Consider the following 22325-nt stretch of genomic DNA (forward strand, 5'->3'; position numbering starts at 1 on the left):
TCAGTTCACGATTCGAGCGGCAAGGCGACGGACATGACGGTTCACACAACAAAGGTTCTGATCATCGGATCGGGCCCTGCCGGTTACTCGGCTGCAATCTATGCGGCCAGGGCCAATCTCGCGCCCATTCTGGTGACCGGGCTCCAGCCTGGTGGTCAGCTGACCATCACGTCGGAGGTGGAGAACTATCCGGGGTTCGCTCATGCGGTCCAGGGTCCCGATCTGATGGAGCAGATGCGCCAACAGGCGCAGAACGTGGGCAGCACCCTGGTCAGCGACATCATCGTCTCTGTTGACCTGTCGTGCCGCCCGGTGCGCGCTGTTGGGGATTCGGGCGACGAATATCTCGCCGACACGGTGATCATCGCCACCGGTGCCCAGGCGCGGTGGCTTGGCCTGCCTTCAGAGCTGGAGTTCTCCGGATCCGGCGTCAGCAGCTGTGCCGTCTGCGACGGCTTCTTCTATCGCGGCAAGGAGGTCGTGGTCGTCGGCGGCGGAAACACGGCTGTCGAGGAGGCGCTCTACCTGTCCAATCTGGCCTCGAAGGTGACCCTCGTGCATCGCCGCAACTTCGTGCGCGCCGAGGCTGTGTTGCGCGATCGCCTTCTCGCAAACCCGAAGATCACCGTGATCTGGGACCACGTCGTCGAGGAGGTCCTCGGCGATCGGGAGCCGGTCAAGTCGGTCACCGGGGTGCGCCTGCGCCATGTCGCCACCGGTGAGATGCAGGAGATCTCCACACACGGCGTCTTCGTTGCGATCGGCCATGACCCGGCGACGGCCCTGTTTCGCGGTCAGCTCGACATGGACGAGACCGGCTACATCGCGATCAAGCCCTGGTCGACGCAGACCTCAAGCGAGGTCGCATGGTGCGCGGGTGACGCGGCCCAGACCCCTCAGCGACAAGCCGTCGTTGCCGCGGCCATGGGGTGCATGGCCGCGCTCGAAGTGGAGCGATTTCTCATGGAGCGCCCCATTTCGTCGGGCGCGGAGGCGGGCGCTGACATCGATCAGGCAGTCGCAGCCTGAAGACGGGAAGCGCCGCTCCTTAGCTCGACATTAAGGATAGGCAATCCAATCCGTGGATAGGCAAGAAATGATTTGCCCATCATATGGATTTACCAGCGAGCCCATCCATATTGGGGGCGTCGCGAAGCAACTTCGCAGGGATTGAGACGCTGAACCATATTCTTCGCCTTTCTGTTGTCGGACTCGTGCTGCTCAGCGCGGTCGGCGATGCTCTGGCCAAAGGGCGCAGCAGCAGTGGCGGGTATTCCCGTCCGTCGGTTTCGTCGTCGTCGAGCTATTCGCGTCCATCGGTCTCGGCTCCTTCGCGCTCGCCGGCGAGCTCAGGGGGCTATGGCCGCCCGTCTGCTCCTTCGGCTTCGACCGGCAGTGCTGCGCCGGCGTCTTCGCTTTCGGACCGCTCCTATGATCGCAAGGCGTCTTCGGACGCACTGCGCCAGTTCCGGCAGGATCGGGCTGCTCCGGAAACACGCACCGAGCCTTCCTCTCGGCCATCGGTCTCGGCGCCATCGGTGCCCAGCAGCGTCCCGAATACAGGATGGACCTGGTCGCGGCCTTCGCGGCCGGCCGAGCCCCGAGCGACGGGTTGGAGCCAGCCAAGGCCGCAGCAGGCGCCGTCTGGCGGTTGGCAGCGTGATCCCTCCTGGAACGTGCCTTCCTACGCACGCACCGATGCCGCCTACGGTTCCTGGAATCCGTTCTTCATGTGGTGGATGCTGGAGAGCCTGTCTCGTCCTGGTCACGCTGCATGGTTTGCTGCCAATCGATCAGACCCAGGCTACACCGCATGGCGTTCCCAGGCCGACGAGATCGCGAAGGACAATCTCGATCTCAGGCTGAAGCTCTCGGATCTGGACGAGAGGCTGAAAGCCGAACCTGTTCCCTCTCCATCCGCGCAAGTCGTTCCGGCCGGGGTGCGGCCTGAACAGGCCCGCGTCAGCAATCCCTTCGGTACGGCGCAGACCGTCAACGCAGGGCAGGCCACTGCATCGTCGGCGGGATCGTTCCTGTCATTCCTGATGATCCTCATCTTCTGCCTGGGATTTGGACTGATCGGCGTGCTGCTGGTCCGAGCCGCCCTCAGAAACTCCGCACGCAAGAGGGACAATAAAATGGGTGCGCTTTCGACCCTGAGGAATCTGGCAAAGGCGAGGGTAACGACAGCCGACGCCAAGCCCCGTGATCCTTTCCGGCTTGGGCAGGTCATCACTCTCGACGGCAGCATGTTCCTTCTGGCGGGGGCCGCCACGAAAGTGGTCGCACCGGAGGGGGTTTCGGTCGGGCCGTCGGCGGTCACGGTCACAGCAGTCGGTCGCCTCGATCGTGATCTCTGGCGGCTGCACCTGGGCAGCGAAGCCTTCCTCCAGATCCAGCTCGACGCCGGAAAGCCTGTCGAAGCCCGCTACTTCTCGCGCTTCGACGAGGTCACACCATCATCGGGCGAGGAGTGGGCATTCTGGCTCGACGATGCTGAGGGCATGATCGGTTTCCCGACCTTCGAAACCAAAGACGGCAAGGCCTACCAGCGCGTCTGGCAGGCTGGCGAAGCTCGGGTCGAGCCTCGCACGATCACCGAGAGCCGGACTGATGAAGCCGGAACCCGCCGCGTGAAGTCGTCCGCGATGCTCTACGCCGCCGACACCGGCCGAAGCACTCCTTCTCCGACCCGCGAGTACCTGCTCGTCGCGGCCGTCGAAGACGGCGAGGACGCCAGCGTGCTCATCCACGCCGGCATCGACATCGATCCGTCTTTCCTCTCGCTCATCTGACTGGACCACCCATGTTCGACCTCAACACGATCGTCTCGGCCCTCGCTACCGGCGTTCCCGTCCTCATCGGCCACATCCTGCTGGCGATGGTTCTGTTCGCCGCGGGCGTTCGCATTCACATCGCGATCACTCCCATCGACGAGCCTCGTCTCGTTGCTGCGGGCAACACGGCAGCCGGCATCGCTCTGTCGGGAGCTATCCTCGGCATGGCCATTCCCCTGGCGGCGACGCTCGCGACGAGCAAGTCGGCCCTCGACATCGTGCTCTGGGGCATCGTCGCTCTGATCGTTCAGCTCGCCTTGTACGCGGTGGCATCGCTCACGGTGCGGGGTCTGCGCGGTCTCGTCGAGGCTGGGAACGTCGCAGTCGGCACCGTCCTGGCTGCAGCGCAGATCGGCATCGCCTTCCTGGTCGCCGCGGCACTGGCCGTCTGACGACACCTCCCTTTGCCCTCGCCTGAGCCGGGCGGCGGGGGCTTTCATCTGACCGGTCGGAGACCACCATGACCTTCTCATTCATCAAGAACCTGCTGGGCGTGAAGACCGATCAGGCTGTCAACGGCGCGATCGAGGCCCTCGTTCGCTGGGATCCCAAGGCGTCGACCGAGGCCGAGCTGCGCTCGATGGAGGACAACCTCGACCAGCTCGGTCGCTCCGTCGCCACGGCCCAGGCCGTCTTCGTCAAGGAGAAGCACGAGGCCGATCAGATCAAGGCGCTGTTCGGACAGCGTGTCGCGGCCGCGGAGATCCTGCAGCAGCAGCTCGATGCCGAGCAGGACCCGGCCAAGCGTTCGTCGCTGGAACACAGCCTCGCCAGCCTCATGACGATCATCGAGAGCATGCCGGCCGACGTCGAGCGCGAGGCGCAGGATGCCGTCGACGCCAAGGAATTCCTCGACGGTCTGCAGCAGCGCTATGTCGAAGCCGGCAACAAGCTCAAGGCGGCGCGCGCCGACCTGGAGCGTGCCCAGCGCGACATGAACCGGGCCGACCAGCAGCTCGATCTCGCCAAGCAGCGCGAGCAGGCTGCTCGCGAGGCGGCTGGCCTGTCCGGGGCCACCAATGGCATCGACGTCGCCCTCAAGGCGATGCAGGACGCGGCGAACAAGGCGTCGCGCGACGCGGCGGCCGCCGACGCCAAGGCCCGGCTGCTGACGCCGAGCAATCCGGAGAAGTCCGACGACAACATCGCCGCTGCCCTCGCTGCGGCCCAAGGCAAGCCGGTGGGGCCGAAGTCCCTGGCGGAGCGCCTTGCCGCCGTGAAGGCCCACGCCTGACATCACGGCTGGTACAGCCATCGTGAACATCAGCCCCGGTATCCGCCGGGGCTGATTGGTGACTGCCTCTACGTCCTCTGCCTCATGGACCGGCAGACTTGCCAAATGCAGAACATACGTGTTATACGTATTTCATGCATAGGGAGGCTTCCATGAAAGAGTTCTCGTTTTCGGATCTGAACCGTCGTTCTGGCGATGTCCTCGACGCGGCTTTGGCGGAGCCCGTGAAGCTGATGAAGCGAGGCAAGGCGAAGATCGTGATGCTGCCGCAGGAGCAATACGAGCGGATGAGGGATGCTGCCAGGTCCAATGAGCAGACCGCGTTCACGCTCGACACGGCTCCGGAGGAGGACATCGAGAACCTGATGACCGGATTTCAGGAAATCGTCGATCAGGCGGACCGAGAGGGTCGCTAATGACGCCCGGCGAGATCTACCGATTCAACTACCTGTGGGGCCACGAGGCCAAAAAGGGCTGGACGGGAAGCCGGAAGATCAGGCGCGTCTGCCTGGCAATGCAGATCGGCGGATACCTGTATCTGTTCCCCATCACCAGCCGGCAACCCAGGACCGAGGACGGGGATGATCGCCTACACGTCGAAATTCCCGAAGCCGAGAAACGCCGGATCAATCTGCAGCTCAATAAGCCGAGTTTCCTGGTCCTCGATGACTACAATCGGGTTCGTTCGGACCGGCTTTACGATTTCGAGAGCCTGACACCTACAGGCACCCTCAGCCTTGATTTCATGGCCGAGGTCGCTCGCCTGTTCCAGGCTGCGATACGTGACAAGCGTGCGATCCACGGTTTGACCAGGCCTTGATCCGAAATCGCGGGCCTTGGCGATCGTGGACAGCCGCCAGCTCAATTCCCCGCAAACTGCCTAGCGATCTCCTGTGACGCACTTCTGATCTCGATCAGGGACCAGGCGGAGCCAGTGGCGCTTCGGCTTCGAAAGCCTTCACCAGGACCTCGCTTAGGAGGTTATTGAACTCGACCGCAAAGCCGTTGGGCAGGTGCCTAACGACGGTGGCATCGAGCTTGCCCAACGAGATCTCTGAACGCAGGGGAGGCCGGAGGGAACTTTCGATCGCAGCGCCTGACAAGGAGACGTCGAGCACCTTGGCCCTGGTCGTGGTGCCATCGGACGTCCTCACCAGCGCCGACGACTGTTCAGGAACGATGCGCTCATGCCGGCGCTTGGCCTCGGCCGCCTGTTCGCGCGAGATCGCGGCGATCTCGTTGGCAAAAGCGCGGATGTCAGTGATCAGCGTCGGCATGGCGACAAAGCCGCCAGCTTCGATCCGGGTGATCATGGCGCTGAAATCGCGCAAGCCGCGCATTTTGAGCTGAACGACGTCGCCGACCTCGGGAGGCGTGTCCGACTTGAACCTCAAGCCATCATTGCTCGCCTCGTGAAGGACGATGGGGGAATCCCCCATGAGATCGGATGTCGAGGTACCGACGACAAAAAGCGGAAACACGGGCTCGACGCGCTGCAGGTTGCGCGAATAGCGCCGTCTGTTCAGGGAACGATCCTGGTGGGCATCCGGAGTCATCGACAGTCCCTACGGTCAAACCCTCAACGCCGTATTACGAGATAGGGCTGATTTGATTGAACCGCGGATCCTTGAAACCGACCAGGGATTGCTCCAGGAATTCGGTTGTTGCTGCCCGGCTCAGATGCAGGGGATCGGCTGCGACCTGGCCTCGAGGACTTCGTCTGCGGCCCTTGCGCTATCGCAGGTCTCGATCTCGTCTTCGCCCTCGCGAAGAATGAACGGGCCACGCACGCCGCCGACTGCGATCTTGGTCGTGTCGGAACCGATCTTCGCAAAGACCTTCTCATCGTCGATCCAGCCCCAGATAGCAGGATCAAGACCGGCAGCTGACGCGAGCTGCGATGACTGGCGTTCCCAGGCCGCGCTGAGGAACGCGTTGCCCGCCACCAGGCAATCGTCGAGCGAGTCGAATGGCCCGGCATCAGGCGCGCGGTTCTCCCGCGTCACCCACCATTGCCCGTCGGTCCTGGTCAGGAACAGCGATGCTGCCTCATCCGAAAAGGCCTCGGCCAAGGACTGGCTGGGCAGAGGGTGCCAGTAGGTATTCTCGTCGAGACGATCGAATGCGTGTTGGATCGGGCTTGTGTCGGTCATTGCTTCACATCGCTGGTGAGGAGGGGGCGTTCTCTTCCTGGAGCTCGGGATGGAGCTCCAGCGCCTTCTCCAGGAACATCTCGTAAGCGAAACGGCAGTTGGCCAAGGCCGTTTCGGAGTTCGTGAGCGCCGACTGATGCCGAGCAACCTCGATCTCAGCGAGATAGATCTTTCGCGCCGAGTGCAGGCAGCCTGCCGCAGCCATCGAGCCGGGATGATCCCTGAGATAGGCAGAAGCCGCATCAATGATGGCCGCCACGATGCGGTTGTTCTCGGAGGGGCCGACCTCGAACACCTGCGGGTCGGCATCGGCCGCCGGATCGATCCCGGTGGTGGTGAAGTCCGGCTTGCCCTTCCAGCCATGTGCGATGAACCGCAATGAGCCATCGCCGATGCTGTCGCGGCCCAGTGGTTCGGTCGTCAGGACGGAAACGCAGGTGAGGTCGTGCATCCTCTCCGAGACGCCGACATAGGTCACCTCGATGTTCGAGCCGTCGATGGCCTTGGCCGTGAAGTGGGCCGACTTGCCGAGCCCGTCGACCGACGTGTCCATCGAGACGATGAGCGGCTCGAATTTCGCGCGCTCGACCGCAAAGGCTTCGCGAGCCTGGATGGTTGCCTTCTCGATGTCGGTCATGGCCGGCTCCTTTGATGCCAGCCAAGCATCAGAGCATGCCTACCACAAGTGCGGGTCAGGGGGCGCTTCAGGCCAGAACGACGGTCTGCTGTATCTCGTCATAGCGGTAGGCGGCGATCGAACCTTCCATCAATCGTTTGATCGCCTCGTCCAAGGCTTCAAGGGGTACCAGAAACCACTCGCGTGGCTTGATCGGTGTTCCGAACCGGTCACGGACATCGATAGCAAGGGATACTGGAGCGAAGAAGCTATGCAGGATGCGCTCGATCTTGGCGGGGTCTGCGTTGTAGATCGTGTACGACTTCACGAGCCGCGCCGGCGCCATCAGGAACGTCGGGTCGAGATTGGCCCGGGCAACGCGCCTTTCGGGCTTTCCGGTCGTCACACCGAGCTTATGCAGGTTCTTCATCGACCGGATGGCGGGATCCGTCGACAGCGAGACCGCGATGTAGACACAGCCTGAGCGGACGTCCCCTTCCTTGACCTCACTGTTGAAGAGAGGGCCAGCTTCGGGGTTCGAAATGCGACGCCCGTTGTCGTCCTTGTAGAGGTGTCGCGCCAGGCTTCGCAGCAGCAGCTCCGACTCCGTTCCGTTGTCATAAATGCATCGCAGGCGCGCATCCTTGCGCCCGTAGCGGACATGAGGGTCGTTGACCTCGGCGACATAGACGATGACGCCATTCAGGATGAAGAAGTCGCCGGCATTGATGTCCTGCTCGTTGACGAACCGATAGGACTTACGAATGCCGGACGAGAGGTCGGCTGCGCAGGCATCGAACAGCGGCTTGAAAGCTGCAAAATTCTCGCAGACCACGCGGTTGGCGATCCAGTCCGGTTCAGCCTTCTTGGCGCCAACGAACTTCAATTCGAAGATGTCATCGTGCTCTGTTGCCAGGATGTCGTCATCGCCGGACAGGATCTCGTCGAGAGAGGCAGGGGAGACAAGCTTCTCCTTGGCTGCCTCCGCCGGCGGCTGCAGCACTCCATGGCGGTCATGTTGGGCCAGCGAAGCCACGATCCCAGGCTTCGAGCGGTACTTTGCCAGGCGGATAGCCAGACGACGCTCTGAGGTGGAAGATGAGATACCGCGGGTAGCGTCGGGCGACTGTGGAAGTCGCCCTTCATCATCGACGAACCGCAGGATTTCCTCGAAATCCTGGCGCACGCGCATATCTGACGTGACTGATCCATTCGTCTCTTCACGAAGCGGGATCAGGTCGTCGTCTGCAAGGATGTCGTCGAGCGATCGCTTCGTCATCACCTGCCTCAGACCGCCTGCGCCTCACGTTTGCGCTTCATCTTCTCGTTCTGAAGCCACAGCACAGCCTCCGCCATCCGCTTTTCCATGGGGTTGACGCTCTGCAAGTTAGGCATTGTCCCATGGGCCTTCTTGAACTCGACGATCCTGTCGTACAGCAGCACTGCCTCCGCCTCGGTCATCGCGATCTTGGTCGACCGGATCGAATCGTGGATACGCTGCAGTACGGATGCGGTCACGGATTTGGATAGGACCTCGTACGCCCTCTGGAAAGGGTTCACAGCGTCAATCAGGTCGATGTGCAGCTCATCGATGTTGACGAAGCGATCGGCCATCTGGACGAACCGACTTCCTCCAGGATCCTCGTCGCCAGTCATGCGTCCACCGCCACCCCCGCCCCCCGTGCCGGTGGAATCATCGTCGGGTTTGGCACTCGTGCCGGTGAGATCGCCACCCTCGACAGCTTCCTTCTTGATGACGGTATCGACGACGACATGCTGGCGGACTTCCTCGACCTCGTCGGGCGTTAGATCCGGATAGCGCTGTTCGATGATCGTCGGGATAAAGACCTTGTTGATAACCTCCGGCGCGAACTCGTTGGGATCCATTGCGGCGCGCATGATCGTTTCGTTTTGGAGGATCGCCGCCTTCAGGTCATTGAGATCCGTCGCGATGATCTGCCGCGAGCGCTCAGTTGATGCCTCCCGGAATCCGGTGATCTTGATGGTGTGGGTGCCCTCGCCGGCATCGCCATCTTTATCCTGACGATGGCCTTCGACATCGTCACCGTCGCGTCGAGCCTTGAATTTGAAGACGGGCGCCAGGACCTGCTCCATGAGGAGCGAGCAGGCGATCGCCTTCAGCATGTTGTTGACGGCGCCGGTGACCTTTTCTTCGGCCGCATCGGGCTCGGCGATCAGGTTGGTGAACTGCGCATGTGACTTGCCCTCGGCGTCGCGGGTCACTCGCCCGATGATCTGGATGACCTCTGTCAAGGATCCGCGGTAGCCAACGGTCAAGGCGTGTTCGCACCAGACCCAGTCGAACCCTTCCTTCGCCATCCCGAGAGCGATGATGATATCGAGGTCTTCCTTGGCTTTGATGCCCCGGATCGTCGCCATGACCAGGTCCCGCCCTTCCTCGGTCACGAGGTCGGCGACCTTGAGAACGCGGCCGCTGGGCTCGCGGACATGATAAAGGCCCGTCGCTGGATCGCGATCGCCGACGACATCCCCAATGTGATCGAGAATGCGATCGATCTCGATGTACTTGTCCTTGGTAGATTCGCCGGACTGGACGCTCGGGATGTGGATGATCGTCTTCAGGTCACCGTTGATGACCTCTCCGATGACGTCCGTATAGCGGCCGCGATAGAAGTGATAGCCGATGCCGAGAGTGCGAAGGTGATTGTAGCCTGAAAGCTGCTCGTAGTACGTATACGTCACACGAGAGAACTTCATCTCGTCATCCGGGCGCAGAATCGCGTTCGCATCGCCGCGAAAGTACGAGCCGGTCATCGCGACGATATGGGTGTCCTTGTTCTGCAGCAGAGCGCGCACAAGCTCGCCGAGCCGGCTGTCCTCGTCGGCCGACGCATGGTGAAATTCGTCAACGGCCAGGCAGACGTTTTCGAAAGCTGCAGCTCCGACCTTCTCATAGGCGAAACGGAGCGTCGCGTGGGTGCAGACCAGAACCTCATCCGGGCTCGAAAGGAAGCGAATGAACTCTGGTACCTTTCCGGAGTTGCCAGCCGAAGTGCATAAATTCCACTCCGGCTTCACATGCCAATCTGCATAGAAGCCATCCTCAGTGAGCCGAGTGCTGGCAAATGACGCGCCGATCGAACGCTCGGGAACGCCAACGATCACCTTCTTGACGCCCTGCTTGCGGAGCTTGTCGAGCCCCACGAACATCAGGGCACGGCTCTTGCCGGAGGCAGGCGGCGCCTTGACCAGGAGAAACTGGGCGTTGCGGTGCTCGAAGACGCGAGCCTGCATCTCTCGCATGCCCATGGCATTGGTCTTCTTGCTCGTGCCGGTCTGGGCGTAAGCGACGTTCACCAGGTTTGGCATCAGGCAGCTCTCCCCGAGGATGCGAGCACTTCGTCACGATGTCTGGCCGCGTAGAGCTTGAACAGATGCTCAAGCCTCTCCTCGTCAGTTTTGAATGGGCGGCCGCGATAGATGGTCTCCAGCGCGACATCGAGATCCTGGTGAGCCTTCAGAAGTCCAGAGGGCATTTTCTCGGGGTCGTAGAGATCCGAGATCCGGGAACCCGGGTTGTTTTCCCGTTCCTCGACGATTTGCCAGGCACAGTCTGACAGGATTTCCTTCTGCTTCGCGGACAGATCCGGAACCGGGAAGGTGTTATAGATCAGCGTGTTCGAATAACGTATCCTGGTCTCCAGACCGCCTCCGACAGCCAAGCACCAGAGAGCATGCATGCGTGAACTCAGCAGCCCCATGACGAAATGAGGCGCATCAACGATAGCGAAATGGGGCGCGATCACGAGTGAATCGGTCGGAAGATAACCGCAGGGCAGGTAATGACGCTTCTCCGACGATACCTGGGGAACGAAGAAAAGTTCGCCGGCTTCGTGCCTGTTCTCAATGAAGAGGTGTGGAACGTCCGCCCAGGCACTTGTTGCCGGCCGCTTGCTCTTGCCGCGGTACTCCGCACAAAGATCGAGGCGATCCTTAATGGACGGGACTGCTCGGGCGTCAGCGACATTGTCTTTGTCGAGCCATAGGCACCAGCGCTCAATTCCCTTGATGAACTCCTGCGCACCGAAGATGCGCTTGAAGAGCCGTTTCGTATCTGGATGCTTGGACGTAATTGCCCTCATTTCGTCCGGTGAGAAAATGAGATGGCCACCATCATTGGACATGCTACCGAAATTCATCCGAGGCAGATCGGATGTCGGCAAGGTCTTCGATGTCACGATGACGGTCGGTGCGTCGACCAAGTAGGGGTTGATATTCTTGACCTTCTTAAACGAGGTCTCGTTGAACAGGAGCTTGTCGGCAGTGCCAACCGTGCCGACGCCGGCAATGACACACGTCACGCCCGCATTGCTGGCGGCGCTATTTTTCCACTTGAAGGCCTGGTGGGCAAAAACCAGTTCCTGATTGCGACGGAAGATCAGCGGCCACAACAAGGCGACGTGTTCGCCTTGGCAGATCGAATTGGTAGTTACGAAAGCGAACTGCCCGCCCGCTCGCTGAATATAGTCTGACGCCTTGATCATCCAGCAGGCGACGTAGTCCATATTGCCATAGGTATCGCTCACCCCGTCGAACACGTGATGCATATCCGACTTCTGCTCGTCGGTCTGCTGACCACGGCCGAGGTACGGCGGGTTGCCGACGATGTAGGTCTCGGAATTGGCCGACGCTGGGCACACCTTGAGCCACGACAATCTGGTCGCGTTGCCACATTCGATGTTGCCGCTGTCCTGAAGCGGGAGAGCCGGTCTGCCAGGCCCGATGATCTGTTCGAACTCCTTGTTGAGCTGGTGCTCGGCAATCCAAAGAGAAAGCTTGGCAGTCTCGGCCGCGAAGTCGGCGTATTCGATCCCAAAAAACTGACTAAGTCTGACCTGAGACATCGGGAGTGTGAATTGCCTCGACAGCTCCTTCAGCCGCAGGAAGATACGCATCTCCAGTCGCCGCAGCTCTCGATAGGCGATGATCAGAAAGTTGCCGGAGCCGCACGCCGGATCGAAGACGCGGATCCGATAGATCCGGCTGAGCAGTTTGGAAAGCTGGGCTGCGTTCTCGTTGGACGCTGCGAATTCGCGCTCTAAGTCATCCAGAAACAGCGGCCGCAGTAGCCTCAAAATGTTGGGCACTGAGGTGTAATGCATCCCCAGGTCGGCTCGAAGCTCCTTGTCGACGACGCCCTGGATCATGCTGCCGAAAATATCGGGATTGATCTCGGACCATGTCAGGCGCGCGGCTTCGATCAGGAGCCTTCGAGCCAGCTTGGAGAAGACGGGGACGTCGGAGCGAACCCTGAACAAACCGCCGTTCACATAGGGAAAGCGCTGAGCGAAGCCAGGATGCTCGTCTGTCCGCTCCTTGGCGTCCATCACATCGAAGATGGTCTTCAGGACAGAGCCGGTGTTGCTGCCGTCTTCCTTCGTAAACTCGTTGATCGCAGAACTGAACAGCCCGGCCTCCAGAATGCCGGTATCCTCCGCGAACATGCAGAAGAGCAGCCGCGTCATGAACAGGTTCAGGGCATGGGCGCGTTCGGGCTTCTTCCAGTCGGGATTGCAGTCGAGGATGGCGTCGTAGAGCCGCGCCAGGCGTCCGGCGGCCTTGATGTCGGCAGGATTTTCCTTGGCAGCCTGGTATCGTTCGATGCCCGCCAGCGGCAGCATGAAGTCGAACAGATCGCCAAGATCCTGGATCGGTAGCGCGCGCCCCTCATCGGCCTTAGTATCGAAGCAATAGGCTTCAACCCCGTCGGATGAGAGCAGGAACCGCGGCTTCTGCAATCGAGCCGCGTTGCTGAGCTTCATCTCGTCGACAGTAGCGGCCGCCTTGCCACTCGCCGATGCCCGGAAGAAGAGCTTCCCTTTCCAGAGCAGGTCGCCAGACCGCTCGCCCTTGTTCATCGACCCGTTCTGCAGCTTCGTCACAGTCGCGCGAGGCGCGTCATAGATTTCGAGGATGCGAAGGGGGAATGTCGCGGGATCGAACGGCTTCTCGGAGAGAGAGCGCAGGTTGGCTTCGATCTCGGCGATGTTCATGCAGGAAGGCTCACTGATACGGAAAGAAACGCGAATATCGAGCATAGATGCAATTTTACGGAAGGAGAAGAGCCCTCAGACCCAGTTATGGATCAGGGTTAAACCGCGAATGGATAGATTGATAAAACTATCCATTCGCGCAAGGACTAGTTCTGAACAGAGACTTGATTCGTTGTAATCAAGCTCGAATGCGAGGGCTCGCCTTCTCGTCAACGATCTCGTCGGCGATCTGGGAGATGATGCCGTCCTGGGCTTTCGACCGGTCAACCGCGGTGCCCGACTCGATCATGATCTGGATCCGACGCTCGATGTCGGTCTTCGCCGTGCCTGTCGGATAGCGGATCGCCAGCCGCCGGCGCGCCTCGATCGCGCCGAGACGGGCATAGAGGCGATTGCGCAGGGCCGCATCCTCGGCAGTCGTCGAGAACGCCCAGATCTCGATTGGGCTGAGCGTGTTGTAGAGCAGATGCTCCTGGCGCCCGTCCTTCATGCCAAGAATGGCCAGGAACGGCGCGCCACCGGGACCGGGGCCGTTGAGGCGATCGCGCACGATCATAGTTGCCGTATCGCTGAGCCCGAAGATCTTCTGGCATTCCTCGGCGTCGGCCGGCGTCGATCCGCCCATGATCCAGATGCCGCTCGCCAGCTTGACCATATCCTCGTCGAAATCACCGAGGAGCTGGCTCGCCAGCGCGATGTGAACGTTCCACTTCCGGCCTTCGCGCATGTCCACGACGACCTGGTCTCGCACAGCCCGGGATCCACCGGTTCGATGGAACTCATCATAGACGAGGCGCTTGGGGACTTCCTGGATGCGCTGGATCCGCGCGGTGTGGTGCGCCCGGTAGGAGACGGGGATGATCGGTCGACCGCCGCTGCTGTTGATGTTGAGCAGTGCCGCGTTGAGGTAGAAGTCCTTCGCCAGCGTGAAGCGCGCCAGCATGTACATCAGCGCTGCCTGCTTGTCGGCAGCACCGGTACCGCCGCGAGCGACCTCGTCCAGATCGAGCGCGACGACGCGTGCATCACCAATGTCGAAGCGGGTCGGACGCGACAGGATCGGATATTCCTTGGCCGCGCTGATGACGGTGCGTTCGAGGATCGAAATGATCCGTTCGCCATCGTCCTTGGCGCCCTCGAAGATGTCGGCGATTTCGGGATTGCGCAGGATGACGGCGATGTCCTGCAGCATGGGAACGGCGTGGCGCTGAGCCAGCGTGGCATAGTGAAGCTCGCCGCGCTGGAAGAAGGCGTCGACGATCTCCCACCAGATGGGCTGATCCGACAGGGGGAGGTTGTAGCGGGTGATCGCCTCGTCGACGGCGTGGTCGACGCCAGGAATATACGGCTTGGGCTCCGACTTCTTGTTCTCGTCGGAGTACATATCGTAGAGCGCGTCGACGCAGAAGCCGGCCAGCTCCGCGAGAGATTTAGGCGGAGCCTTTTCGCCGATCTGGGTGCCGATGGCGCAGATGAAGTTGATCAGGAACTGGCGCTCGTGCGGAAAGCAGTGTCGACATCCGACCTGCGTGTCGAATGGATTGATCGCGAAAGCCTCGGTGTTGCTCAGGCGCGTATAGAGGGCCTCGTGACGACGAGAGGGTGGCAGTGCTTCCTTGAGCAGCGAGATCAGGCCTGACGACGACGGCCCGATGTCGATGATGGCGATCCGCGGAAGCTTCGCACCGCCGACACCCTGCGTTGATACCGGCGACAGGCACGAGGCGAAGTTGGCCGTGTTCAGATAGACCGACTTTCCCTTGCCCGGTGGGGCGAAAATGATGTCGATGAAGGTGTCCTGAAGCGACGAGCCCGGCTGGAAGGGCCAGATCCGCTTGTCGGGCGTGCGGAACATGATAGCCCCGGACGTCCAGGGGCTCGCATCACGGTCCCACGGCAACAGCGTGATGACGTCGGAAAGGGGCATCGCCGTCGGAACTGCAGTGGAGGCCGCATCGACACCGAGTGCGCTCGACATGACACAGGCCAGCGGATCGCCGGCTGTCGGCGCCGCGATGCAGTATCCCCAGCTCTCGACAGCGGTCTGGAGGCGGCTTGAGCGCTCTTCGATGAGGGCGAGGTTGTCGGATGCCGCCCAGGTGGCGAAAGAGGCCCTGAACTTGGTGATGATCGTCCCGTTGAGGCGGGCTTCCTGGAGCTCCTTGATCGCGTCCTTGATCGGCCGGTTCTCACTGCTCGACCAGCTGAAGATGCTCGCCAGGAAGGCTTTCAGGCCCAGCCCTGAAAGCCCGTCTCCCTCGATCAGGAACGATGCCCGCCATGGGAATTCGTCAGCATCGATCATCCGCTGCAGCAGCTTGCTGAAGCCGAACAGCTCCTGGGGCCCGACAGCCATGTCGATGCCAGCGAAATGACGCGAGCCGATCGTGACGATGCGCTGGTTCACGCGCTCCGCTTCACGCACGAAGATCTGCTCGTCGAGGCGCGGCCACAGGAGGTGGGAGGCGTCTCCCTGGGACGCCTCGGGATGACGCATCGGGGTTGGATCGTTGATCAGGGTCGGACGCCAGTCGGCACCAACGAAGTCGGGGTAAACCGACGCCCGGATGTTCTTCACACCCTCATGGGCGGGCACCACACGGGCCCGGATGCGCACATCCCTCAGCTCCTGGACAAAGCTGGACACGAAGGCCTTGTGCCGATCCCGCAAAGGCCGCGCTGCCCTGAAGACATCCTGAGCGTCAGAGACCTCAGGCCACATCTTGGGCGGCTTCGAGCTAATGCGGGCGCGATCGCGTTCCTGCTTGGACAGCGCGCTGAGCCGGGTCCAGAGCACGACATAATAGGCCTCGTACACGACGAAATTCTTCAGGTAGTTCACCCGCTCGTCGAAGAGGTCCTTGAGGTTGAGATCGAGGGTCCGCGCCGTGCCGCGCGCGGCGACGAGCTGCGACTTGATCATCTCCGAGGACCAGTCGGGATCGCGAACGAACGAGAACTGAAGCGCATGCCCGGCCTGACCCAGGTACTTGGCCATGTTGGTGGTCATGCGCCTGATGATCTCGTCGATCTCGGGCTCGCCAACGACCTGGGTGACGCCGTCGATCTTCACGATCGACATGAGCGAGCCATCCTTGGCCACGAAGATGTTCGCGCCATCGGTGGTTTCGAGCATCGAGAAGCTGGAGACGGGCTTTCGGACCGTCATGGAAAAGGCTTCGTAGGCGCTCGAAATCAGGGTGGCGATGGCCATGAGGGGCTCCAGGCGGCGCAGAGACCCAGATGGGAATCGCGCCTGTCCAGTCAGGATTCGACGAGCCTGAGCAGAACCCGATCAAGGAACGAGGTCAAGGAATGACCGTCAGATGAGAAGCCCTATCCACTCACGGTGATGGATAGGGCTGTTCCTCGTCAGCTGGCGGGGTCGCAGCCTCCTTCAACGGCGCTCGGATCGGAAAGCGCGGCGGAGGCGCCCGGCGCATGGGAGGCGGCGCCGGAGCTGCGGGGCTTGCAGCGACTTCAGGTGCCGACACCGGCGCCGGCGTAGCGACGGCCGCGGCGGCAGAGACGCCCACGCCAAGGCGCCGCGGCGGAGGCGGTCGGTTGAAAGAGATCGGGGCCGTCGGCGCACGCAACTGGGGCTGAGAAACGACATCAGCCCGCCCATCCAGGCCGAGTTCCACAGCCGCTCGGGCGAGGAAGCCCTTCAGCCTTGTGTCGCGACGAGACGTCTCGACATTGGCCACGGCGGCCTCGATAGCCTCGCGTTCACCCACGAGGAACAGCGCCGTCTTCGCGCGTGTCCAGCTCGTGTAGAGCAGCGAACGGTCGAGCATCTTGGAATGCGTCGAACACACCGGCATGATCACCGCGGCGTATTGCGAGCCCTGGCTTTTGTGGACCGTCATCGCATAGGCCAAAATGAGCCGCCGCCAGAGACTCGCCGGGTACTCGACTGTCTTCCCGCAATCGAACTCGATACGGATCATGTTGCGACTGCCGCCGTTGGGCGTCGCAGCCGGCATGGCGTCGACAATCGTGCCGACATCGCCATTCATGACGTCGTTGGCATCGTCGTTTTCGGTCAACATGACCCGGTCGCCGACCCGAGGAATCGGCTGGTCCTTGTGATCGGTTGCCGAGGTGAAGATGCCCGGGATCGCGCGGCCGTTCGGGTTGAGAGACTTCGACAGGACACGGTTGATCTGCCATGTGCCGGCCGGCCCGGGCGCCTGCGGCACGAGGACAGCAATCTGGCTTGGCTTCAGCCGCAGGCTTTTGACACAGGCCTCTTCGACGACCCACTTCACACGCGCCACGACCTCATCGAGATTGCGCTCATAGAGGATGAGGCCGCCGTCGAACTTGTTGCTCAGGAACGGAACCTTGCCTTCGCGGATCTCGGCTGCTCCTGTCGCAATCCTGGAATCGCCTGACTGGCGATAGACATTGACGAGCTCCGTGCACGGCACGATCCGTCGACCCTGCTGGTCGCGGGCCTCCATCAGATCATTGAGCACGGCGCCGGCATCGACTGAAGGGAGCTGGTTTCGATCTCCGACCAGGACCAGCCGGCCATCACGCGGTATGGCGTCCAGCAGAGCCTGCATCGTCGTGAGATCCACCATGGATGCCTCGTCGACGACGACAAGGCATCCCGAGGGCAAGGGATTGGCACGGTTGCGCCCAAAGGTCGTTCGCCCGTTCTGCAGGTCTTCCTTCGCCTGGAGCAGGTGGTGGATCGTGGCGGCCTTGCGCTTGGTCGTCTCCTCGAGGCGCTTGGCGGCCTTCCCCGTGGGTGCGCACAGCAGGATGGGGCCGCTGTCGAGCTTCTCGGCCGCCAGGACGACGACCTCGGACACCGTCGACTTACCCGTGCCGGGGCCGCCAGTGAGAATGGCAAGGGGCTCGCTTGCTGCCATAGCGACCGCGGCCCGCTGAACGTCGTCGAATTTCTTGTACTTGTCGGTCGCGAAGAGAGCGTCGACGACAGCTTTCGCCTTCTCGGGCGGATTGCGACGTCCGGCACTCAGCATCATGGAAGCGTTCTGAGCGATGGCGATTTCGCAGTTGTGCATCTCGCGCAGCGCGACGACGGGCTGTCCGTCATGCCGATCGGCAACGAACGGCGCGGTCTGGCTGCTCGCATTCGAGAGGATGTAGTCGATGGTCGTCTGCATGGTGATGTTGAAGCCATCGACCATGCGAGCACCGACAGCCGATGCAGATGCAAAGGAATGCCCGTCGGCTCGAAATCCATTCAGGACCTCGACCAGAGCAGCGCCCACCCGCCTCTCGTCCTCAGCCGAAATGCCAATATGCGTGCCGATCTTGTCGGCGTTGCCGAAGCCGACGTTCTTCACTCGCGCAGCGCGATAGGGATCACGCTTGATCGTTTCGAGCGCGGCGTCGCGGAAGGCATCCAGGATCGAGTCGATGGCTCGCCCATCGACGCCGGACTTCTCCATCAAGGTGATGGCCTGGCGGCCAGAAATACGCCTCCCCCAATCTCTCAGAAGCGCTTCCCTGAAAGCCTTGGGGTCGCGTGAGAGCTTTAGGACAGTTTCCGGAGAACGCTCGCACAGAGCCGCAGCCTGAGAGCCCACCGAATCGACGAACGCCTTTGCGGTCGCCAGCGTGACGCCGTGCTTGTCTGCCGTGAAGATGGTCGAGAACCAGCGCGCGGCACCGTCAGCCGTCGCAGGAAGGTCAGGTCGAACGCTCTTGGCGGTGAAGATCTCTTCAGTCCGCCCCTGATAGGTGTTGGGGCGCCAGACACCTTCGGCCAGAACGAAGTCGCCAGGCTGCAGCTCGGCTCCGGGGCCACGCATCTTGGCATCGACCAGGCCGGTGGGGCTCTCATAGCGAATCGCCGCGAAGACGCTGCCCGTCTTCTCGTTCTTGCTCAGAACCCGCGTAACGATGGCCTTGATGCTCTCCATGGACTCCAGTCGCCATTCTTCAGGCGTAACATAGCCTGGAGACATGCAAGGCAGACGAGGCGATGCGATGCAGATCTCTGTGCGCTTGGTGCACTGCTACAGCGATTGGGGCGCGCAAGGATCGGCCAGATACCGGACAACCGGCTGTCGGATCAGAACAGGCGCAGCCCCGTCGTTGCGACTGCGAGGAAGCCAGCCGCAAGCCCGGGGCCCATAGGAACCCATACTGTACCGCGGCGCCGCAACGGGATCGCATAGGCAAGGTAGACGACCACCGACGCGAAAAGGAAGGAGAAGCCGCCGCACACGCCGAGCCACGCACCGCAGGCGCCCGCCATTGCCACGTCGCCCAAAGAGGTGGTGTCGACGCGCTTGATGTCTCCGACGACTTTGAAGACGAGCAGAACGGTCACGCCACAGGCGAGCGCTCCCCAGATGCGGGACAATGCATCGACCTCGATCGGCGACGCGAGCAGGCCCAGGAAAGCGAGAGGGACGGTAGCGCCATCGGGAATCTCGTGGCTCTTCCAGTCGATCCAGGCGCAAAACAGAACGGCGTAGCCTGCCAGAAGCATCAACCAGGTCGACAGGAGCGGCCCGGTCCACGCGATCGCGGCCGCGCTGACGATCGCAGTCAGTCCCTCGATCGCCGGGTAGATCCAGGGCACCTTTGCCCCGCAGCTGCGACAGCGGCCTTCCGAATGGATCCATCCCAGAACTGGAACGAGCGATAGCCACGGAATTGGCTCTCCGCAGCTGTCACAGTGAGAAGGCGGCGAGGACAGGGTCAGTCCATGCTCGCGCTCGACACCCCATCCGTAGATCCTGGGCAGCCGATCGGCCAGAAGTCCGATCAGGCTTGCAACCGTCGCACCGATGATGCCAGCGATGATGGGCAGAAAGATCGGCTGGGCTTCATGGAGGCTGAAGATCCGGTCGCCGATTGGATCAAGAACGCCACTCACCGAGTAGCCGATGGCATCGACAAGCTGGCACGCACTCGCGGTGCACGATGTAGCGTTCATTTCCCGGGCGCCGGTGCTTCTGGGCCAGGGGCCTTCAGCGCCTGCAGCGCCATCTGCGCGACAAGAGCGGCAGCCTGACCGAAGCTCGATGCGCTATCCAGAAAGCTGCGCTCGATGGCGTCGAGCGGCTGCTCGCGGACCAGCCAGACCCGCCGATCGGCCTCGGGCCTGCCTGTGATAGCGTCGACGGTGCGTCTCGCGATCTGCTCGTAGATCGTCGAAAGCAGGATGGCGTTTTCCCGCATACACGTCTGAAAGACGCTGCGCCGGTCCTCATTGGAGGCGTCGGCCGGCAGGATTGCGCGAACGTTCTCGGACGTCGCTTCCACGAGAATGCGACTGAGCCGTGAGAGCGTCTCGCTTCGGCCGAGTCTGAAATCGTAGATCGATACCGATCTGAACAGCAGAGCCGATGCCGCCGCGGCGCTCAGCGTAACCGAACCGGCTTCGCTGATGTCGCGCCATCTCATGGTTTCGCCGTCGAACACGATGTTTGCCCGGTCGGCGGCGCCTGCAATCACCCGAGCTGCGGAATCGATGTCGAGCGGCCGGCCATCGACCCAGAACGAAGCAACTGCTTCGGATGCTTCGACGCGGAAGTGGCGCGCCGTCTCCATGACCGCGCTCTCTTCGAGGGTGGGGAACAGGATCTGCGTGATCCGGACCGCAAGCGTGCGAGCATCGAGGCCCATGGCTTCGAATTCGCTGGAGCGGAAGGCGTCATCGCCGCGGCGCCCCTTGGCGATCCAGGCACGATAGAGGGCTGCGTTGTGCTTGATGAACTGCTGCGAGGCGATCTTCTGACGAAACAGATGATCCCGCTTCAGGCGGTCAGCCTCGGCGTTGGCTTCGTTGCGAGCGGAATCGCGCTTCAGAGCGGCAAGTGACATCGAACCGTTCCTCAGCCGCTCGTTGCCAGGCGGACTTCGTAATCGTCCACCACTGAGGAATCGAAGCCGTTCTTCTGCAGGTAGCGGGCGAACTGGCCGACGAGGTCCTCGAAGGTGAATTCGCCGTCGAAGCGAAAGCGGCGGATCACGGACACGACCGGGCCATGCACCAGAAACTGGGTGGATGGCGAGACGCCGTCGACCCGATAGCCCAGCAGAGCTCCGGGATCGGGCGTCATCTGCAACACGAAACCAGGATGCCCTGTCGGCTTCCGAAGGTTCGGCCGCATGGCGTGGCGCGTGACTGCCCAGTCCTCGGCAGCGGCGACGAGCACGGCCGGGAGCAGGAACCTGGGATCGGCAAAATCGGCCGGCGAAAGCGTCGTGCCAGAGATCACAGCCTCGCTGTCGCCGAACATCACCGAGAGTGTGTGCTCGACCAGTGCCGAAATGCGCTGGACAGGCTCACTCGGCGGCCCCTTCGGCCCACTGGCACCGACCACATAGGTTGCCAGCCAGGGGTTGAGCGGCGTGTCCGTTCCGTTGGCGATATGGGTGAGCATCCGCTCAGCCATGGCCGCCGCCATCAGCGGATCGGTGCTCACGCAGATGCCGGGCACATCAGTCGTCGTGAAGGCGTTGGTGAGCCAAACCAGGCAGCAGATGCGATCCATCGGGGCCTTGGCCGCCGTCGCCAGTTCGACGATGGCGTCTCCGGAAATCTTCTCAGGATCGATCGGGTTCTCGCCGTACCAGCGATGGTCACGCTCGTCGAAAAGCACGACGCCGGTGACGATGACGAGAGCGCATAATCCCATCTCGGGATGAGCGATGGCCCCGTGCGGAAAGCGAACGGTCGGAGGAACGACCATGAAGCCAGCGGACAGATGCGGTGCGAGCGCCATGATCGTCGCATTGTTGCGGATCAGATCGTCAGGGCCAGCTTGCATCTACGCCACGTTCCAGGACAGGGAGACAAGGATCGATTCATGAATCGACATCGTAGACTTTACATCGAAGCAGTCCGACCGCAACCTTGCTAAGAATCAATCGGAGTCGAGCAAGGATCATGGCCTCTCAAACAAAGCGCCCGGTGGCCGAGATCGCCGAGTCTCATCCGATGCTGTCGTTCCTGCGCGCGGTGTCGAGGGTCGGTGCCAAGGTCATCGGTCAGAAGGACCTGCAGCTGGGCACTCTTGGATCAAGCGCTTTCGCGTGCGGTTTCGAGCCGGACGGCTCGTTGGCTATTGGTGTACCGCTGCGCGATCTCGATGCTTTCACCTCTGTGCAGTGGAATTCGGCGGCCCTTCTCCGTGGACTGAAAGGCCAGGATTTCCTGGCTCTCAGCTGCCGCGATGTCGGGGCCAAGGCTCCCATGGGCTGGCGGGTCTTTCTGAATGTCACCACCGATGTTGCCGATGCGATCGAGAAGGCTGGCCCGAAACGCCTGCGTCTTCGCCCGATGAAGGTGATCAACGGTCAGCCCTTGGGCGCGAAGGGAGCGCCGAAAGCCGATCTACCTTTTGAGGCTATCAAGGTCTGATGACACACCCTCACATGAGCGGTAAATCGGCGATACTATCGGGCTTGTTGGATCTTGGGCTTTGCAGGATATCCATCAAGACGGATATC

General features: G+C 61.8%; 18 protein-coding genes. 7 read left to right on the top strand and 11 right to left on the bottom strand.

The window, feature by feature from the left end; all coding sequences use genetic code 11:
- Positions 1-33: 33 nt before the first annotated feature.
- The 6 genes from trxB to BSY19_RS01385 all read left to right on the top strand — a co-directional run bounded on the left by trxB (position 34) and on the right by BSY19_RS01385 (position 4891).
- Positions 34-1029, top strand: a complete 996-nt coding sequence (gene trxB / locus BSY19_RS01360; RefSeq protein ID WP_069052518.1) for a thioredoxin-disulfide reductase — start codon at positions 34-36, stop codon at positions 1027-1029.
- A gap of 647 nt (positions 1030-1676) precedes the next feature.
- Positions 1677-2795 (top strand): DUF2491 family protein, encoded by a 1119-nt coding sequence (locus BSY19_RS26840; protein WP_150129374.1) that lies wholly within the window; start codon positions 1677-1679, stop codon positions 2793-2795.
- 11 nt (positions 2796-2806) lie between these two features.
- Positions 2807-3229 (top strand): DUF350 domain-containing protein, encoded by a 423-nt coding sequence (locus BSY19_RS01370; protein ID WP_069052520.1) that lies wholly within the window; start codon positions 2807-2809, stop codon positions 3227-3229.
- Positions 3230-3297: 68 nt separating this feature from the next.
- On the top strand, positions 3298-4071 hold the full coding sequence (locus BSY19_RS01375; protein ID WP_069052521.1) for a hypothetical protein: 774 nt from the start codon (positions 3298-3300) through the stop codon (positions 4069-4071).
- 152 nt (positions 4072-4223) lie between these two features.
- Positions 4224-4487 (top strand): type II toxin-antitoxin system Phd/YefM family antitoxin, encoded by a 264-nt coding sequence (locus BSY19_RS01380; RefSeq protein ID WP_069052522.1) that lies wholly within the window; start codon positions 4224-4226, stop codon positions 4485-4487.
- Positions 4487-4891 carry a hypothetical protein gene (locus BSY19_RS01385; protein ID WP_069052523.1) on the top strand — a complete coding sequence of 135 codons (405 nt, stop codon included), beginning with the start codon at positions 4487-4489 and terminating at the stop codon, positions 4889-4891. Before BSY19_RS01380 ends, BSY19_RS01385 begins: the two co-directional genes overlap by 1 nt.
- Before the next feature lie 94 nt (positions 4892-4985).
- Here BSY19_RS01385 and BSY19_RS01390 read toward each other — a convergent pair whose 3' ends face one another.
- From BSY19_RS01390 to BSY19_RS01440, 11 genes are all read right to left on the bottom strand, one after another.
- Positions 4986-5627, bottom strand: a complete 642-nt coding sequence (locus BSY19_RS01390) for a PilZ domain-containing protein (protein WP_069052524.1) — start codon at positions 5625-5627, stop codon at positions 4986-4988.
- A gap of 120 nt (positions 5628-5747) precedes the next feature.
- On the bottom strand, positions 5748-6224 hold the full coding sequence (locus BSY19_RS01395; protein ID WP_069052525.1) for a hypothetical protein: 477 nt from the start codon (positions 6222-6224) through the stop codon (positions 5748-5750).
- Between the two features lie 4 nt (positions 6225-6228).
- Entirely contained in the window at positions 6229-6861 is a 633-nt protein-coding gene (locus BSY19_RS01400) for a hypothetical protein (RefSeq protein WP_069052526.1), read from the bottom strand.
- Positions 6862-6928: 67 nt separating this feature from the next.
- Positions 6929-8119, bottom strand: coding sequence for a GIY-YIG nuclease family protein (locus BSY19_RS01405; protein ID WP_069052527.1), 1191 nt, complete (start codon positions 8117-8119; stop codon positions 6929-6931).
- 8 nt (positions 8120-8127) lie between these two features.
- The gene (locus tag BSY19_RS01410) at positions 8128-10191 is read right to left on the bottom strand and encodes a DEAD/DEAH box helicase (RefSeq protein ID WP_069052528.1); all 2064 of its coding nucleotides are present in this window, start codon (positions 10189-10191) and stop codon (positions 8128-8130) included.
- A complete protein-coding gene (locus BSY19_RS01415) occupies positions 10191-12875 on the bottom strand; it encodes a class I SAM-dependent DNA methyltransferase (RefSeq protein ID WP_069052529.1) in 2685 nt (894 codons plus the stop codon). The genes BSY19_RS01410 and BSY19_RS01415 overlap by 1 nt, the downstream gene beginning before the upstream one ends.
- 178 nt (positions 12876-13053) lie before the next feature.
- Positions 13054-16089: a hypothetical protein gene (locus BSY19_RS01420; RefSeq protein WP_069052530.1), complete on the bottom strand. Its 3036-nt coding sequence runs from the start codon at positions 16087-16089 to the stop codon at positions 13054-13056.
- Between the two features lie 130 nt (positions 16090-16219).
- Positions 16220-18778, bottom strand: a complete 2559-nt coding sequence (gene recD2, locus BSY19_RS01425; RefSeq protein ID WP_069052531.1) for an SF1B family DNA helicase RecD2 — start codon at positions 18776-18778, stop codon at positions 16220-16222.
- A 152-nt stretch (positions 18779-18930) separates the two neighbouring features.
- A complete protein-coding gene (locus BSY19_RS01430; protein WP_069052532.1) occupies positions 18931-19803 on the bottom strand; it encodes a prepilin peptidase in 873 nt (290 codons plus the stop codon).
- Complete coding sequence (locus tag BSY19_RS01435; protein WP_069052533.1) at positions 19800-20693, bottom strand: hypothetical protein; 894 nt, start codon at positions 20691-20693, stop codon at positions 19800-19802. Before BSY19_RS01435 ends, BSY19_RS01430 begins: the two co-directional genes overlap by 4 nt.
- Positions 20694-20704: 11 nt before the next feature.
- Positions 20705-21598: a hypothetical protein gene (locus BSY19_RS01440; RefSeq protein ID WP_150129376.1), complete on the bottom strand. Its 894-nt coding sequence runs from the start codon at positions 21596-21598 to the stop codon at positions 20705-20707.
- Positions 21599-21762: 164 nt separating this feature from the next.
- Here BSY19_RS01440 and BSY19_RS01445 point away from each other — a divergent pair, with 164 nt between their 5' ends.
- A complete protein-coding gene (locus BSY19_RS01445) occupies positions 21763-22236 on the top strand; it encodes a hypothetical protein (RefSeq protein WP_150129377.1) in 474 nt (157 codons plus the stop codon).
- The last annotated feature ends 89 nt before the right edge of the window (positions 22237-22325 follow it).

Source organism: Bosea sp. RAC05 (genome assembly GCF_001713455.1).
Taxonomy (GTDB): Bacteria; Pseudomonadota; Alphaproteobacteria; order Rhizobiales; family Beijerinckiaceae; genus Allobosea.